15 protein-coding genes are annotated in these 15444 nt (G+C 50.2%); 6 read left to right on the top strand and 9 right to left on the bottom strand.

What is annotated here, in order from left to right:
- Window positions 1–54: 54 nt before the first annotated feature.
- Window positions 55–915: a broad-spectrum class A beta-lactamase TEM-1 gene (locus tag GFB57_RS23300; protein ID WP_000027057.1), complete on the bottom strand. Its 861-nt coding sequence runs from the start codon at window positions 913–915 to the stop codon at window positions 55–57.
- Window positions 916–1097: 182 nt separating this feature from the next.
- The gene (locus GFB57_RS23305; protein WP_001235713.1) at window positions 1098–1655 is read right to left on the bottom strand and encodes a recombinase family protein; all 558 of its coding nucleotides are present in this window, start codon (window positions 1653–1655) and stop codon (window positions 1098–1100) included.
- A 163-nt stretch (window positions 1656–1818) separates the two neighbouring features.
- Between GFB57_RS23305 and GFB57_RS23310 the strand changes: the two genes are divergently transcribed.
- Complete coding sequence (locus GFB57_RS23310) at window positions 1819–4824, top strand: Tn3-like element Tn3 family transposase (RefSeq protein ID WP_001143760.1); 3006 nt, start codon at window positions 1819–1821, stop codon at window positions 4822–4824.
- 45 nt (window positions 4825–4869) lie between these two features.
- On the opposite strand, the gene tet(D) is transcribed toward GFB57_RS23310, so the two are convergent.
- On the bottom strand, window positions 4870–6054 hold the full coding sequence (gene tet(D), locus GFB57_RS23315; RefSeq protein ID WP_001039466.1) for a tetracycline efflux MFS transporter Tet(D): 1185 nt from the start codon (window positions 6052–6054) through the stop codon (window positions 4870–4872).
- Window positions 6055–6149: 95 nt separating this feature from the next.
- Between tet(D) and tetR(D) the strand changes: the two genes are divergently transcribed.
- Both tetR(D) and GFB57_RS23325 read left to right on the top strand, forming a co-directional pair.
- Window positions 6150–6758 carry a tetracycline resistance transcriptional repressor TetR(D) gene (gene tetR(D), locus GFB57_RS23320; protein WP_023352616.1) on the top strand — a complete coding sequence of 203 codons (609 nt, stop codon included), beginning with the start codon at window positions 6150–6152 and terminating at the stop codon, window positions 6756–6758.
- Window positions 6759–6804: 46 nt separating this feature from the next.
- Entirely contained in the window at window positions 6805–7509 is a 705-nt protein-coding gene (locus GFB57_RS23325; protein ID WP_001067855.1) for an IS6-like element IS26 family transposase, read from the top strand.
- Between the two features lie 143 nt (window positions 7510–7652).
- On the opposite strand, the gene GFB57_RS23330 is transcribed toward GFB57_RS23325, so the two are convergent.
- Complete coding sequence (locus GFB57_RS23330) at window positions 7653–8294, bottom strand: type A-2 chloramphenicol O-acetyltransferase CatII (RefSeq protein WP_001011939.1); 642 nt, start codon at window positions 8292–8294, stop codon at window positions 7653–7655.
- 149 nt (window positions 8295–8443) lie between these two features.
- Entirely contained in the window at window positions 8444–8944 is a 501-nt protein-coding gene (locus GFB57_RS23335) for a hypothetical protein (protein ID WP_001239317.1), read from the bottom strand.
- Between the two features lie 79 nt (window positions 8945–9023).
- On the opposite strand from GFB57_RS23335, the gene GFB57_RS23340 reads away from it, so the two are divergent.
- Window positions 9024–9728 carry an IS6-like element IS26 family transposase gene (locus GFB57_RS23340; protein WP_001067855.1) on the top strand — a complete coding sequence of 235 codons (705 nt, stop codon included), beginning with the start codon at window positions 9024–9026 and terminating at the stop codon, window positions 9726–9728.
- A gap of 326 nt (window positions 9729–10054) precedes the next feature.
- The gene (locus GFB57_RS23345) at window positions 10055–10555 is read left to right on the top strand and encodes a non-heme ferritin-like protein (RefSeq protein ID WP_001752509.1); all 501 of its coding nucleotides are present in this window, start codon (window positions 10055–10057) and stop codon (window positions 10553–10555) included.
- Window positions 10556–10871: 316 nt separating this feature from the next.
- Here GFB57_RS23345 and GFB57_RS23350 read toward each other — a convergent pair whose 3' ends face one another.
- The 3 genes from GFB57_RS23350 to GFB57_RS23360 form a co-directional block, all read right to left on the bottom strand.
- A complete protein-coding gene (locus tag GFB57_RS23350; protein ID WP_000019445.1) occupies window positions 10872–11852 on the bottom strand; it encodes an IS5-like element ISKpn26 family transposase in 981 nt (326 codons plus the stop codon).
- Between the two features lie 277 nt (window positions 11853–12129).
- On the bottom strand, window positions 12130–12411 hold the full coding sequence (locus tag GFB57_RS23355; protein ID WP_000780222.1) for a helix-turn-helix transcriptional regulator: 282 nt from the start codon (window positions 12409–12411) through the stop codon (window positions 12130–12132).
- Window positions 12392–12721, bottom strand: a complete 330-nt coding sequence (locus GFB57_RS23360; protein WP_000493286.1) for a type II toxin-antitoxin system RelE/ParE family toxin — start codon at window positions 12719–12721, stop codon at window positions 12392–12394. The genes GFB57_RS23355 and GFB57_RS23360 overlap by 20 nt, the downstream gene beginning before the upstream one ends.
- A gap of 698 nt (window positions 12722–13419) precedes the next feature.
- Between GFB57_RS23360 and GFB57_RS23365 the strand changes: the two genes are divergently transcribed.
- The gene (locus GFB57_RS23365; RefSeq protein WP_000156887.1) at window positions 13420–14442 is read left to right on the top strand and encodes an IS110 family transposase; all 1023 of its coding nucleotides are present in this window, start codon (window positions 13420–13422) and stop codon (window positions 14440–14442) included.
- A 356-nt stretch (window positions 14443–14798) separates the two neighbouring features.
- On the opposite strand, the gene GFB57_RS23370 is transcribed toward GFB57_RS23365, so the two are convergent.
- Complete coding sequence (locus GFB57_RS23370) at window positions 14799–15302, bottom strand: hypothetical protein (RefSeq protein ID WP_047715698.1); 504 nt, start codon at window positions 15300–15302, stop codon at window positions 14799–14801.
- Window positions 15303–15444 lie beyond the last annotated feature (142 nt).

Below are 15444 nucleotides of genomic sequence, written 5' to 3' on the forward strand. Positions count from 1 at the left end.
AACGCTGCCTCATCGCTAACTTTGCAACAGTGCCGAGTAAACTTGGTCTGACAGTTACCAATGCTTAATCAGTGAGGCACCTATCTCAGCGATCTGTCTATTTCGTTCATCCATAGTTGCCTGACTCCCCGTCGTGTAGATAACTACGATACGGGAGGGCTTACCATCTGGCCCCAGTGCTGCAATGATACCGCGAGACCCACGCTCACCGGCTCCAGATTTATCAGCAATAAACCAGCCAGCCGGAAGGGCCGAGCGCAGAAGTGGTCCTGCAACTTTATCCGCCTCCATCCAGTCTATTAATTGTTGCCGGGAAGCTAGAGTAAGTAGTTCGCCAGTTAATAGTTTGCGCAACGTTGTTGCCATTGCTGCAGGCATCGTGGTGTCACGCTCGTCGTTTGGTATGGCTTCATTCAGCTCCGGTTCCCAACGATCAAGGCGAGTTACATGATCCCCCATGTTGTGCAAAAAAGCGGTTAGCTCCTTCGGTCCTCCGATCGTTGTCAGAAGTAAGTTGGCAGCAGTGTTATCACTCATGGTTATGGCAGCACTGCATAATTCTCTTACTGTCATGCCATCCGTAAGATGCTTTTCTGTGACTGGTGAGTACTCAACCAAGTCATTCTGAGAATAGTGTATGCGGCGACCGAGTTGCTCTTGCCCGGCGTCAACACGGGATAATACCGCACCACATAGCAGAACTTTAAAAGTGCTCATCATTGGAAAACGTTCTTCGGGGCGAAAACTCTCAAGGATCTTACCGCTGTTGAGATCCAGTTCGATGTAACCCACTCGTGCACCCAACTGATCTTCAGCATCTTTTACTTTCACCAGCGTTTCTGGGTGAGCAAAAACAGGAAGGCAAAATGCCGCAAAAAAGGGAATAAGGGCGACACGAAAATGTTGAATACTCATACTCTTCCTTTTTCAATATTATTGAAGCATTTACCAGGGTTATTGTCTCATGAGCGGATACATATTTGAATGTATTTAGAAAAATAAACAAATAGGGGTTCCGCGCACATTTCCCCGAAAAGTGCCACCTGACGTCTAAGAAACCATTATTATCATGACATTAACCTATAAAAATAGGCGTATCACGAGGCCCTTTCGTCTTCAAGAATTTTATAAACCGTGGAGCGGGCAATACTGAGCTGATGAGCAATTTCCGTTGCACCAGTGCCCTTCTGATGAAGCGTCAGCACGACGTTCCTGTCCACGGTACGCCTGCGGCCAAATTTGATTCCTTTCAGCTTTGCTTCCTGTCGGCCCTCATTCGTGCGTTCTAGGATCCTCCGGCGTTCAGCCTGTGCCACAGCCGACAGGATGGTGACCACCATTTGCCCCATATCACCGTCGGTACTGATCCCGTCATCAATGAACCGGACTGCCACGCCCTGAGCGTCAAATTCCTTTATCAGTTGGATCATATCGGCAGTGTCGCGGCCAAGACGGTCGAGCTTCTTAACCAGAATGACATCACCTTCCTCCACCTTCATCCTCAGCAAATCCAGCCCTTCCCGGTCTGTTGAACTGCCGGATGCCTTATCGGTAAATATACGGTTTGCTTTCACACCTGCGTCTTTGAGTGCTCTGACCTGAAGATCAAGAGACTGCTGACTGGTTGAGACCCGAGCGTAACCAAAAAGTCGCATAAAAATGTACCTTAAATCGAATATCGGACAACTCATGTCTATTATTACAAATTTACGATTTAATAGACATATTAATGTAACAGTTTTACGATGTCCGATAATTTATAACATTTCGTACGGTTGGAAAAATGTTACTAAATGCCCGTCAGGCAGGGAGGCCGATATGCCCGTTGACTTTCTGACCACTGAGCAGACTGAAAGCTATGGCAGATTCACCGGTGAACCGGATGAGCTTCAGCTGGCACGATATTTTCACCTTGATGAAGCAGACAAGGAATTTATCGGAAAAAGCAGAGGTGATCACAACCGTCTGGGCATTGCCCTGCAAATTGGATGTGTCCGTTTTCTGGGCACCTTCCTCACCGATATGAATCATATTCCTTCCGGCGTCCGGCATTTTACCGCCAGACAGCTCGGGATTCGTGATATCACCGTTCTTGCAGAATACGGTCAGAGGGAAAATACCCGCCGTGAGCATGCAGCGCTGATACGTCAGCACTATCAGTATCGTGAATTTGCCTGGCCCTGGACATTTCGCCTTACCCGTCTTTTATATACCCGGAGCTGGATAAGCAACGAACGTCCTGGCCTGCTTTTCGATCTGGCGACAGGGTGGCTTATGCAACATCGTATTATTCTCCCCGGAGCCACTACGCTGACCCGGTTGATTTCAGAGGTAAGGGAAAAGGCGACGTTGCGCCTGTGGAACAAACTGGCACTGATACCGTCAGCCGAACAGCGTTCACAGCTGGAGATGCTGCTGGGGCCAACTGATTGCAGCCGCCTGTCTTTACTGGAATCACTGAAAAAGGGCCCTGTGACCATCAGTGGTCCGGCGTTTAATGAAGCAATTGAACGCTGGAAAACTCTGAACGATTTTGGCCTGCATGCTGAAAACCTGAGTACACTCCCGGCTGTGCGCCTGAAAAATCTCGCACGTTATGCTGGTATGACTTCGGTGTTCAATATTGCCAGGATGTCACCGCAGAAAAGGATGGCGGTTCTGGTTGCCTTTGTCCTTGCATGGGAAACGCTGGCGCTGGATGATGCATTGGACGTTCTGGACGCCATGCTGGCCGTTATCATCCGTGACGCCAGAAAGATTGGGCAGAAAAAACGGCTCCGCTCGCTGAAGGATCTGGATAAATCTGCATTGGCGCTCGCCAGCGCATGTTCGTACCTGCTGAAAGAAGAAACACCGGACGAATCGATTCGTGCTGAGGTGTTCAGCTACATCCCAAGGCAAAAGCTGGCTGAAATCATCACGCTTGTCCGTGAAATTGCCCGGCCCTCAGACGATAATTTTCATGAAGAAATGGTGGAGCAGTACGGGCGCGTTCGTCGTTTCCTGCCCCATCTGCTGAATACCGTTAAATTTTCATCCGCACCTGCCGGGGTTACCACTCTGAATGCCTGTGACTACCTCAGCCGGGAGTTCAGCTCACGGCGGCAGTTTTTTGACGACGCACCAACGGAAATTATCAGTCGGTCATGGAAACGGCTGGTGATTAACAAGGAAAAACATATCACCCGCAGGGGATACACGCTCTGCTTTCTCAGTAAACTGCAGGATAGTCTGAGGCGGAGGGATGTCTACGTTACCGGCAGTAACCGGTGGGGAGATCCTCGTGCAAGATTACTACAGGGTGCTGACTGGCAGGCAAACCGGATTAAGGTTTATCGTTCTTTGGGGCACCCGACAGACCCGCAGGAAGCAATAAAATCTCTGGGTCATCAGCTTGATAGTCGTTACAGACAGGTTGCTGCACGTCTTTGCGAAAATGAGGCTGTCGAACTCGATGTTTCTGGCCCGAAGCCCCGGTTGACAATTTCTCCCCTCGCCAGTCTTGATGAGCCGGACAGTCTGAAACGACTGAGCAAAATGATCAGTGATCTACTCCCTCCGGTGGATTTAACGGAGTTGCTGCTCGAAATTAACGCCCATACCGGATTTGCTGATGAGTTTTTCCATGCTAGTGAAGCCAGTGCCAGAGTTGATGATCTGCCCGTCAGCATCAGCGCCGTGCTGATGGCTGAAGCCTGCAATATCGGTCTGGAACCACTGATCAGATCAAATGTTCCTGCACTGACCCGACACCGGCTGAACTGGACAAAAGCGAACTATCTGCGGGCTGAAACTATCACCAGCGCTAATGCCAGACTGGTTGATTTTCAGGCAACGCTGCCACTGGCACAGATATGGGGTGGAGGAGAAGTGGCATCTGCAGATGGAATGCGCTTTGTTACGCCAGTCAGAACAATCAATGCCGGACCGAACCGCAAATACTTTGGTAATAACAGAGGGATCACCTGGTACAACTTTGTGTCCGATCAGTATTCCGGCTTTCATGGCATCGTTATACCGGGGACGCTGAGGGACTCTATCTTTGTGCTGGAAGGTCTTCTGGAACAGGAGACCGGGCTGAATCCAACCGAAATTATGACCGATACAGCAGGTGCCAGCGAACTTGTCTTTGGCCTTTTCTGGCTGCTGGGATACCAGTTTTCTCCACGCCTGGCTGATGCCGGTGCTTCGGTTTTCTGGCGAATGGACCATGATGCCGACTATGGCGTGCTGAATGATATTGCCAGAGGGCAATCAGATCCCCGAAAAATAGTCCTTCAGTGGGACGAAATGATCCGGACCGCTGGCTCCCTGAAGCTGGGCAAAGTACAGGTTTCAGTGCTGGTCCGTTCATTGCTGAAAAGTGAACGTCCTTCCGGACTGACTCAGGCAATCATTGAAGTGGGGCGCATCAACAAAACGCTGTATCTGCTTAATTATATTGATGATGAAGATTACCGCCGGCGCATTCTGACCCAGCTTAATCGGGGAGAAAGTCGCCATGCCGTTGCCAGAGCCATCTGTCACGGTCAAAAAGGTGAGATAAGAAAACGATATACCGACGGTCAGGAAGATCAACTGGGCACACTGGGGCTGGTCACTAACGCCGTCGTGTTATGGAACACTATTTATATGCAGGCAGCCCTGGATCATCTCCGGGCGCAGGGTGAAACACTGAATGATGAAGATATCGCACGCCTCTCCCCGCTTTGCCACGGACATATCAATATGCTCGGCCATTATTCCTTCACGCTGGCAGAACTGGTGACCAAAGGACATCTGAGACCATTAAAAGAGGCGTCAGAGGCAGAAAACGTTGCTTAACGTGAGTTTTCGTTCCACTGAGCGTCAGACCCCGTATAGCGCCGGTCAGCAGGTGGCCGCCACCGGTGCCGGTTTTCTGATCAGCAGACAGATTGCCAGCAGCAGACCGTACAGTGCCGTGCCAATCAGCCACACCGTACCGTCCGCACTCTGCTGTGTCTGACTGAAAATAAAAGCAAACAGCAGCGGGCCCGCCACGCCGGTCAGATTGGTCAGGCTGACCAGCACACCCTGTAGTTTTCCCTGATTTGCCGCCGATGCCCCGGCAGAGATAATGCCCTGCAATGCAGGCAGTGCAATTCCGCCGCCTGCCAGCAGGATCAGGACCGGATACACCATCCATCCGGAAGTGATAGCAGACATCAGTAAAAACGCGGTGGCATCGGCAATAAATCCGGCGAAAATAATGGTTTTCTCACTCAGCCGTTTTGCCAGCGCCCCGGCAACCACCGCCTGAAACAGTGCATGCATCGCCCCGAGTCCCGCCAGTGAAAAACCGACCGCCGCGCTGTCCCAGGCAAAGCGGCTCTCCGTAAACAATACCCAGACAGTGGCCGGGATCTGCCCGATAAGCTGCGCGGTAAAAAAGACAAACAGCAACAGCGCCAGAGGTTTAAGCAGTGTGATAAAGCTGATACCTGCGCTTTCTTGTTTCTGCTCCGCCGGTTTTTCTTCTGTCTGTACCGCCGGTTTAAAGATAAAAAAGACCATCAGAAAGGTGCAGGCATTCAGTATTGCCGCAATGACAAACGGCAGATGCGGTGAGATATCCCCCGCCAGTCCGCCGATAGCCGGCCCGGCAATCAGCCCGGCACCAAAGGCCGCACCGAGACGGCCGAACCAGGCGGTACGCTCGCTGACCGCCGTGCTGTCCGCCACTACCGAAGCCGCAACCGCGCCGGTGGCACCAGTGATCCCGGAGATAATCCGCCCGAGATACAACATCCACAGCACATTGGACAGTGCCAGCAGTGTGTAATCAAACGCGGCACCCGCCAGGGATAACAGCAGCACCGGTCTGCGCCCCAGCTTATCTGACCATCTGCCCAGCAGCGGAGCAAAACAGACCTGCATCACCGCATACAGCGCCAGCAGAATGCCGTAATGGTTTGCCACATCCGCTTCCGGGAGATATTCCCGCAGCAGTGACGGTAATACCGGCATGATCAGACCAATTCCCATCGCGTCCAGCAGTGTAATCACCAGCGCGATGACAGCGGGTTTATTCATTTTTCAGATCCTGTGTTAATTCCCTATCATTGATAGAGTTGGAATATATCCCTATCAATGATAGAGTGTCAATCTGAAAATCGGAGGAGACGGTCATGGCACGGCTGAACAGAGAATCGGTTATTGATGCGGCACTGGAACTGCTGAATGAGACAGGGATTGACGGGCTGACGACCCGCAAGCTGGCGCAGAAGCTGGGAATAGAACAGCCGACACTTTACTGGCATGTGAAAAATAAACGGGCGTTACTGGATGCGCTGGCGGTGGAGATCCTGGCGCGTCATCATGATTATTCACTGCCTGCGGCGGGGGAATCCTGGCAGTCATTTCTGCGCAATAATGCAATGAGTTTCCGCCGGGCGCTGCTGCGTTACCGTGACGGGGCAAAAGTGCACCTCGGCACCCGCCCTGATGAAAAACAGTATGATACGGTGGAAACCCAGTTACGCTTTATGACAGAAAACGGCTTTTCACTGCGCGACGGGTTATATGCGATTTCAGCGGTCAGTCATTTTACCCTTGGTGCCGTACTGGAGCAGCAGGAGCATACTGCCGCCCTGACCGACCGCCCTGCAGCACCGGACGAAAACCTGCCGCCGCTATTGCGGGAAGCGCTGCAGATTATGGACAGTGATGATGGTGAGCAGGCCTTTCTGCATGGCCTGGAGAGCCTGATCCGGGGGTTTGGGCACTGTTGCAAATAGTCGGTGGTGATAAACTTATCATCCCCTTTTGCTGATGGAGCTGCACATGAACCCATTCAAAGGCCGGCATTTTCAGCGTGACATCATTCTGTGGGCCGTACGCTGGTACTGCAAATACGGCATCAGTTACCGTGAGCTGCAGGAGATGCTGGCTGAACGCGGAGTGAATGTCGATCACTCCACGATTTACCGCTGGGTTCAGCGTTATGCGCCTGAAATGGAAAAACGGCTGCGCTGGTACTGGCGTAACCCTTCCGATCTTTGCCCGTGGCACATGGATGAAACCTACGTGAAGGTCAATGGCCGCTGGGCGTATCTGTACCGGGCCGTCGACAGCCGGGGCCGCACTGTCGATTTTTATCTCTCCTCCCGTCGTAACAGCAAAGCTGCATACCGGTTTCTGGGTAAAATCCTCAACAACGTGAAGAAGTGGCAGATCCCGCGATTCATCAACACGGATAAAGCGCCCGCCTATGGTCGCGCGCTTGCTCTGCTCAAACGCGAAGGCCGGTGCCCGTCTGACGTTGAACACCGACAGATTAAGTACCGGAACAACGTGATTGAATGCGATCATGGCAAACTGAAACGGATAATCGGCGCCACGCTGGGATTTAAATCCATGAAGACGGCTTACGCCACCATCAAAGGTATTGAGGTGATGCGTGCACTACGCAAAGGCCAGGCCTCAGCATTTTATTATGGTGATCCCCTGGGCGAAATGCGCCTGGTAAGCAGAGTTTTTGAAATGTAAGGCCTTTGAATAAGACAAAAGGCTGCCTCATCGCTAACTTTGCAACAGTGCCTTCTGAAACGAAATTACAGATTACGGTTAAAATATAAAAAAAAGCCACCAATCCTGCCGGATACGGTGGCTTAAATACAGAATTAATTAATTTATTTCAGTATGTTATCACACATCAGCTGAAGTGTATTGATAAACCTTGCTGCATGAAAACCATCACAGACTGCATGATGAACCTGTACAGAAACAGGTAATAGTACGCGGTCACCTTCCTGCTGAAACTTTGCCATTGTAAAAACCGGGGAAAAATAATCATCATTTCCGGTGATATTCAGATTAAATCCGTCAAAACTCACCCAGGGTAACGATGATATATTCAGGTGATTCTCCGGTAAATTTCCCTGCGGAAACAACCTGGTATCATGCTGATATTCTGCTGTTACCGCGTTATAACCCGCCATAAACTCACTGAGATCCGGAAAATAACGGCAGGACAGTGCGGAGAATGTTTCGGTTTCTTTATGAAAGACAGTAAAGACCGGGTCTGACTGTTCCCAGTAAATCAGTTCATTATCTTTCATTGCCATCCGGAACTCCGGAAACTGATTAACAGCCCGGGAGATCAGGTAAATCATCAGCGGATAAAACTTATAACCGGTTTTCGCCAGTGCAGTACGCAAAGCGGTAATATCGAGTTTGGTGGTCAGGCTGAATCCGCATTTAATCTGCTGACGATAAAGGGCAAAATGTTCCCTGCGATTCCAGGTATTCAGGTCAATCCGGGTAAAATTCATGGTTATTCCTTCTGATTAATAGTGAAAAATATTAATAATCAGAAGGCAGTCTGGTTGTCTCAATGGGTAACATTCCGTCCTCCGTAAGCTGTCTGGTATTCAGTAATAATACCCGATACGGGCTTAATCTGTATTAAGCCCGGTTTTATTTATTCCGGCCACTCATCCGCAAATACATAGCGGATCAGTTCTGCGGATTCACGGGGCGGTGCTCTCAGCACATCCGCCATTAAATCAATTTCCATCTGACAGGTTTGCAGCTTGTCTTCCGCCAGCACATACGGATCATCCGTCAGGAAACTATCGCCGTATTTATCCACCGACCCCTGTATTTGTGCCGAAAATAATGACTGAATTTCATCAGCGGAATAATGCGCAACCGGAGCCCCTTCACCGGCTGAATTCACCAGATCCAGCAACGCTCTGTTACCGATAATAAAGTCACGGTACCCGGCGGAAGCCTTTTTCATATCCGGCGGGCCAGACACTTCCGGATGCAGCACACGAAAGCAGAAGTCACCGGAGGTATCCTGCGCCAGTGCTTTCTGCAAAAATTCCAGCCGCATTTTCCCGTAATTAATCACCGCGTCATCCCCCGCGAGATAAAGCAGTTTTTTAATATTTTCGGTGGCCCACTGTTGCAGGCGCATATAGTACTCTAAACAGGGCACTGTTGCAAATAGTCGGTGGTGATAAACTTATCATCCCCTTTTGCTGATGGAGCTGCACATGAACCCATTCAAAGGCCGGCATTTTCAGCGTGACATCATTCTGTGGGCCGTACGCTGGTACTGCAAATACGGCATCAGTTACCGTGAGCTGCAGGAGATGCTGGCTGAACGCGGAGTGAATGTCGATCACTCCACGATTTACCGCTGGGTTCAGCGTTATGCGCCTGAAATGGAAAAACGGCTGCGCTGGTACTGGCGTAACCCTTCCGATCTTTGCCCGTGGCACATGGATGAAACCTACGTGAAGGTCAATGGCCGCTGGGCGTATCTGTACCGGGCCGTCGACAGCCGGGGCCGCACTGTCGATTTTTATCTCTCCTCCCGTCGTAACAGCAAAGCTGCATACCGGTTTCTGGGTAAAATCCTCAACAACGTGAAGAAGTGGCAGATCCCGCGATTCATCAACACGGATAAAGCGCCCGCCTATGGTCGCGCGCTTGCTCTGCTCAAACGCGAAGGCCGGTGCCCGTCTGACGTTGAACACCGACAGATTAAGTACCGGAACAACGTGATTGAATGCGATCATGGCAAACTGAAACGGATAATCGGCGCCACGCTGGGATTTAAATCCATGAAGACGGCTTACGCCACCATCAAAGGTATTGAGGTGATGCGTGCACTACGCAAAGGCCAGGCCTCAGCATTTTATTATGGTGATCCCCTGGGCGAAATGCGCCTGGTAAGCAGAGTTTTTGAAATGTAAGGCCTTTGAATAAGACAAAACGCTGCCTCATCGCTAACTTTGCAACAGTGCCCCTAATCGTGTTCAGCAGAATAGCCGGAGGAAGTTTCCTACTGTCGATAAGAAAGGATTGGCACAGGGAGTGTGAATATCGAAACACCATCACAGAATAATGCCAGATAGAAATGCGATAGTAGGGGTGGATATTTAAATAAGGAGCATCCCGACTTAAAATGAATATGACTGCGTAACCAGGCGCAATAAAAAAAGCGAAAGAATCGCTTTTATTCTGGTTGTTTTTTCGAAGAGTGACCGTTTTCTGAGATGACAAGAAATAAGGAAGTCCTATGATCGCTAGCGGAATAGTTCAAAAACTGAATGCGCAAATGAATCAGGAGTTTTATACCTCAAATTTGTATCTTCAGCTCAGCCAGAGGTGCAGCGAGAATAGCCTTAATGGCACCGCACTATTTTTGCGTCATCAGGCGCAAAATACGGTGACGCAAATGATGCGCATGTACGAATACATCAAACAGAGCGGCGCCACGCCGGTGTTACAGGAGCAACACGCCCGGTGCGGTGAATTTTCCACGCTGGAAGATCTGTTTGAGCAGACGGTAAGCGATTACCAGAAGCGCATTAATGCGCTGACCTCTTTGACGGAAGACGCCCAGGCAGCAAACGATAAGTCAGCGATTAACTTCCTGAAGCGATACAGAAAAGAGGAAATCGTGGACGGGACGCTGTTGCAAATCATTCTGGATGAAGTCCGCAGCGCTAAAAAAGCGGGCATCAACATGCAGCAAACCGACCACTATCTGGTTGGCGTGATCGATCGCTATCACTAAATCAATTTCGCAGTACGAGGAGGTTTTACGCCTCCTCAGAAAATCTGTTTTACATCAGAAACAGAGGTTTATGCCAGTGAACATTTGATACCCAACACGTCATAGTGATTTTTTAACTTAGCGTTTTTATATCGTGCCAAAAATGTCTCTGCTTGTGTCTTTATATTAAGGAAGGTGCGAATAAGCAGGTCATTTCTTCCCAAGCTGACTCGCTGATTAAAATTTCGCGGATCTGGGCCGATTTTTTTCCCGCAAACACATCGAATCAGCCTATTTAGGCTATTTTTTCCACCATTTCTGGCGTTATTTCCGGTTTTTACTGAGATCTCTCCCACTGACGTATCATTTGGTCCACCCGAAACAGGTTGGCCAGGGTGAATAACATCGCCAGTTGGTTATCGTTTTTCAGCAGCCCCTTGTATCTGGCTTTCACGAAGCCGAACTGCCGCTTGATGATGCGAAACGGGTGCTCCACCCTGGCACGGATGCTGGCTTTCATGTATTCGATGTTGATGGCCGTTTTGTTCTTGCGCGGATGCTGCTTCAAGGTTTTTACCTTGCCGGGACGCTCGGCGATCAGCCAGTCCACATCCACCTCGGCCAGCTCCTCGCGCTGTGGCGCTCCTTGGTAGCCGGCATCGGCTGAGACAAATTGCTCCTCTCCATGAAGCAGATTACCCAGCTGATTGAGGTCATGCTCGTTGGCCGCGGTGGTGACCAGGCTGTGGGTCAGGCCACTCTTGGCATCGACACCAATGTGGGCCTTCATGCCAAAGTGCCACTGATTGCCTTTCTTGGTCTGATGCATCTCCGGATCGCGTTGCTGCTCTTTGTTCTTGGTCGAGCTGGGTGCCTCAATGATGGTGGCATCCACCAAAGTGCCTTGGGTCATCATGACGCCTGCTTCGGCCAGCCAGCGATTGATGGTCTTGAACAATTGACGGGCCAGTTGATGCTGCTCGAGCAGGTGGCGGAAATTCATGATGGTGGTGCGATCCGGCAGGGCGCTATCCAGGGATAATCGGGCAAACAGGCGCATGGAGGCGATTTCGTACAGGGCATCTTCCATGGCACCGTCGCTCAGGTTGTACCAATGCTGCATGCAGTGAATACGCAGCATGGTCTCCAGCGGATAGGGCCGTCGGCCATTGCCCGCCTTGGGATAAAACGGCTCGATGACAGCGGTCATATTCTGCCATGGCAGAATCTGCTCCATGCGGGAGAGGAAAATCTCTTTTCGGGTCTGACGGCGCTTAGTGCTGAATTCACTATCGGCGAAGGTGAGTTGATGGCTCATGATGTCCCTCTGGGATGCGCTCCGGATGAATATGATGATCTCATATCAGGAACTTGTTCGCACCTTCCCTAAGTCACCGGCGGCTTGCCTGCCACACATTGAACATTACAGACCAATTAGCACTTTGTCACCGGGGAAAGATGTAAAGATTATGTATAAATAGATTGGCTTAGAAGTGACATTTCAACTTTGGAGAAACAGGTGACATTTTAAACTTGCTTTAACAAAATTTTGGGACTGACCGAAACAAAAAGGCCAGCCCCGGAGGGCTGGCTATTCAGTACAGGGCAATGACAGGTTTCTTGATGCCGCAGGCGTGAGCGTAGCGGGTCAGTGTGTCGATGCTGGCTTTGGTGATGTTGTTTTCCAGGCGAGAAATAACCGGAGGTGTAACCCCCATGCGTTCAGCAACCTGCGCTTTTGTCAGGTTGTCATGCTTGCGCCATTCAGCAAGCAGCTCCCTGAGCTTTTCCTTACGTTCTTCTTCCTGCCATGCAGCGCGATATTCATCGTCCTGCATCCACTCGTTATGCAGTTCTTTATGGCTTACCAGTTTCATTAAGTACCTCCGCTAACCGCTTTTTGGCGAGATCGATTTCTTTCGCTGGCGTTTTCTGTGACTTCTTGATGAAAACACGGAGCATGATGATGGTATTGCCTTTGTGGTATACCCAGATTCCCCTGGCTATGTCCGTCCCCATCGTGCGGATCTCAAAAAGTCCATCGCCCAGGGGCTTCGTGTCCGGCTCCCGCAGTAATCGGGCGTCATACTCCAGTTTGCCGATGAGACGGTCAAACTTCACCCTGATTTTTACGGGTAATGCTGTGGCTTCTTCCCTGGCTTCCGGGTGATAAACAACGCTAAACATGTGACCTCCCATTTCTATTAATATTAACCTATAGGCTAATTTCAGACAAGGTAGAATTAACCTATAAGCTAATTTTGTTGGCAGTTATCGTGGCTACCCGGTCACTACCCTGTTAGCGTGAGTTTTCGTTCCACTGAGGAACGGGGATTTATGCGCGTTAGCGCATGTAAGGCGGCAGGATGAAATGACAGGTAGCACCGAGGGTTAGCCGCCGATACCAGTGAGGGATCGAAAGGGATCGCCTATCCATCCCTTCACCCTGCAAAGCCATATTCCGCTAAAAGCGGCTCAGAGGCTTTTGTGCGCGGTCGGAGTGGTCACAACAAGGCGAAGCCGCAGTTGGGGCGTATCTCCGCGTTAGCGGGTCGTAAGAGCCGCTTACGAGCGTGTAGGGGTCAGTTTGGATATAGAGAATTATTGTACGGTAAGCCTGTTTTTTGAACAGACTTACCTATAGCAATAGGGTGTACTCCCGCGCTATACGGCATTTTCAGAGGTTTGACCTTAATCGGATAACCTAAATGCGATACTGCAAGAGCGACAACTTAAAAGCGATAGCCACTGACGCAAAATCAACCACTTACGAACCAAGATTGGTTAAATAATGCGCTTAACGAATGGAAGGGACTTCCCCTGATTATGCGCCTGATTAACTCTTGTGCAATCATGGGGTACACATCGTCCCGGAGGAATTCGTTATGACTATCACGACTGTCGGTATCGATCTTGCTAAAAATGTGTTTGCTGTTCACGGTGTTGATCAAAATGGTAGAACTGTTCTGGTTAAGCCTAAAGTATCGCGTGCTGCACTTCCTGAGTTAATTGCAAGTTTGCCTCCCTGTGTTATCGGGATGGAAGCATGCTCCGGGGCTCACTACTGGGCAAGATTGTTTCGGCAGTATGGTCATGAGCCACGTCTGATGGCTGCTAAGTTTGTATCGCCTTATCGTATGGCCGGAAAATCAGGAAAAAATGATGCAGCTGATGCTCAGGCTATCTGTGAAGCTGTTCGTCGTCCGCATATGCGGTTCGTACCAGTGAAAGACGAAAGCCAGCAGGCCATGCAGTGTTTACATCGTACCCGTCAGGGTTTTATCGAAGAGAAAACAGCAACGTATAATCGTCTGCGAGGATTGATATCTGAATTCGGTGTCATCGCGCCACAAAGTGCTGATGCCCTGCGCCACATGGTTTCTGTGCAGAAGAGCTCTTTACCGCTTCAGGTTCAGCAATGTGTTGATGATTTGATGGAACACGTTGATCGCATTGAAGCTAACATCACTGAATATGACCGAATTTTGTCCCACATAGCCAAAACAGATCATCGCAGTCAGCGGCTGATGGAGCTAAAGGGCGTTGGTCCCACAACGGCCTGTGCACTGGTCGCCAGTATCGGTAATGCACATGATTTTAAAAATGGACGTCAACTGGCAGCCTGGCTGGGGCTGACGCCATCACAATACAGCAGCGGGGGAAAGTCGAAACTCGGCAGGATCACAAAAGCCGGTGATTCGTATCTGCGAACGCTTCTGGTTCAGGGGGCTCGTTCAGTGCTTATTGGCGCCGGGAAAAGGACTGACTCATTCAGCCGTTGGGTTTGTATGTTGGTTGAGCGCAGAGGGTACTGGCGGGCTGTTGTGGCCATCGCCGCCAAAAATGCGCGGCTGTGTTGGGCATCACTACATTACGGTGATGATTTCCGGCTGTACTCAGTCAACTAAAGCTCGAAGCTGTATAACCATCTGACCTGCAATTCGTTGATGATAAAGGGTTAGACCCCGTGAGGCCTATCTGGCTATTGTACAGGATATACGTATCCGCTTAACGAACAAGAACCTCACGCGCGTCTTTCATCAGGGCCCGAATCGATGACGATTCATCATGGCCGTTTATAGTACCGCAGTCTCTCCCCTTTATTTTTACTGAAGAGCAGACAGAAACCATAAATACCGGCTTTGACATGCCGGGGAAGTCCTTATAGTACAATAATTTTCGATATCCAAACTGACCCCAAGTAAGGACGGTCGCGCCTGTGGTGGTTTTATCTCCGTGGAGCGCCTGGCCCCGGCCATAATTGTTAGTTCGATACCCCATGAGTCACGCCTCCGGGTATTGCCAGAAAGTCGGGGGCTTCAGCCATACCTTTGCGCGATAACAGCACTAATCTGTCCTGCGGGGTCGAGACAATTTCATCCCCGTTATCCAGTACGCTGCCCACCAGCGCGAGCCCTTTCTCGAAGTGTGTAGCTTTCTGGCCAGCGCTTGAAACAATCCGTGCAGATGAACCATCGGTATAAGTGACTGCATCACCCTCCACTGCGATTTTGACCATTTGACCGTTGTCTAGATCCATAACCCTGGCGCTATCAACAGCGGTTACGACACCACCTCGCGCAGTCAGGCTTCCCTCGACCGCAACACGCCAGATTGCTGTTACCGGGTGTTGGCGATCCCTTTCAGCGTTCTGCTCAATAATTTGTCGAGCATCCACATCCATTGCGGCCAGATCAGCGTCAGAGAAAGGGGATTTGTCAAAGTCGGCCAGCATTTGTTGAGTTGCTTCATTTGTAAACTGCTTCATCGTTATTACTCCTTATAAAATGTACGGATAAATTCCGAATTGTATACGAAGTAAGCACGAGTAAATTCTGAAAATGAACTGAGGAATCATATGGTTGCAATTTGTTATGTGCAGTTACCCACTTCTGGACAAGTGATAAGAA

The sequence above is a fragment of the Citrobacter sp. S39 genome (assembly GCF_009495675.1).
Lineage (GTDB): Bacteria > Pseudomonadota > Gammaproteobacteria > Enterobacterales > Enterobacteriaceae > Citrobacter > Citrobacter freundii.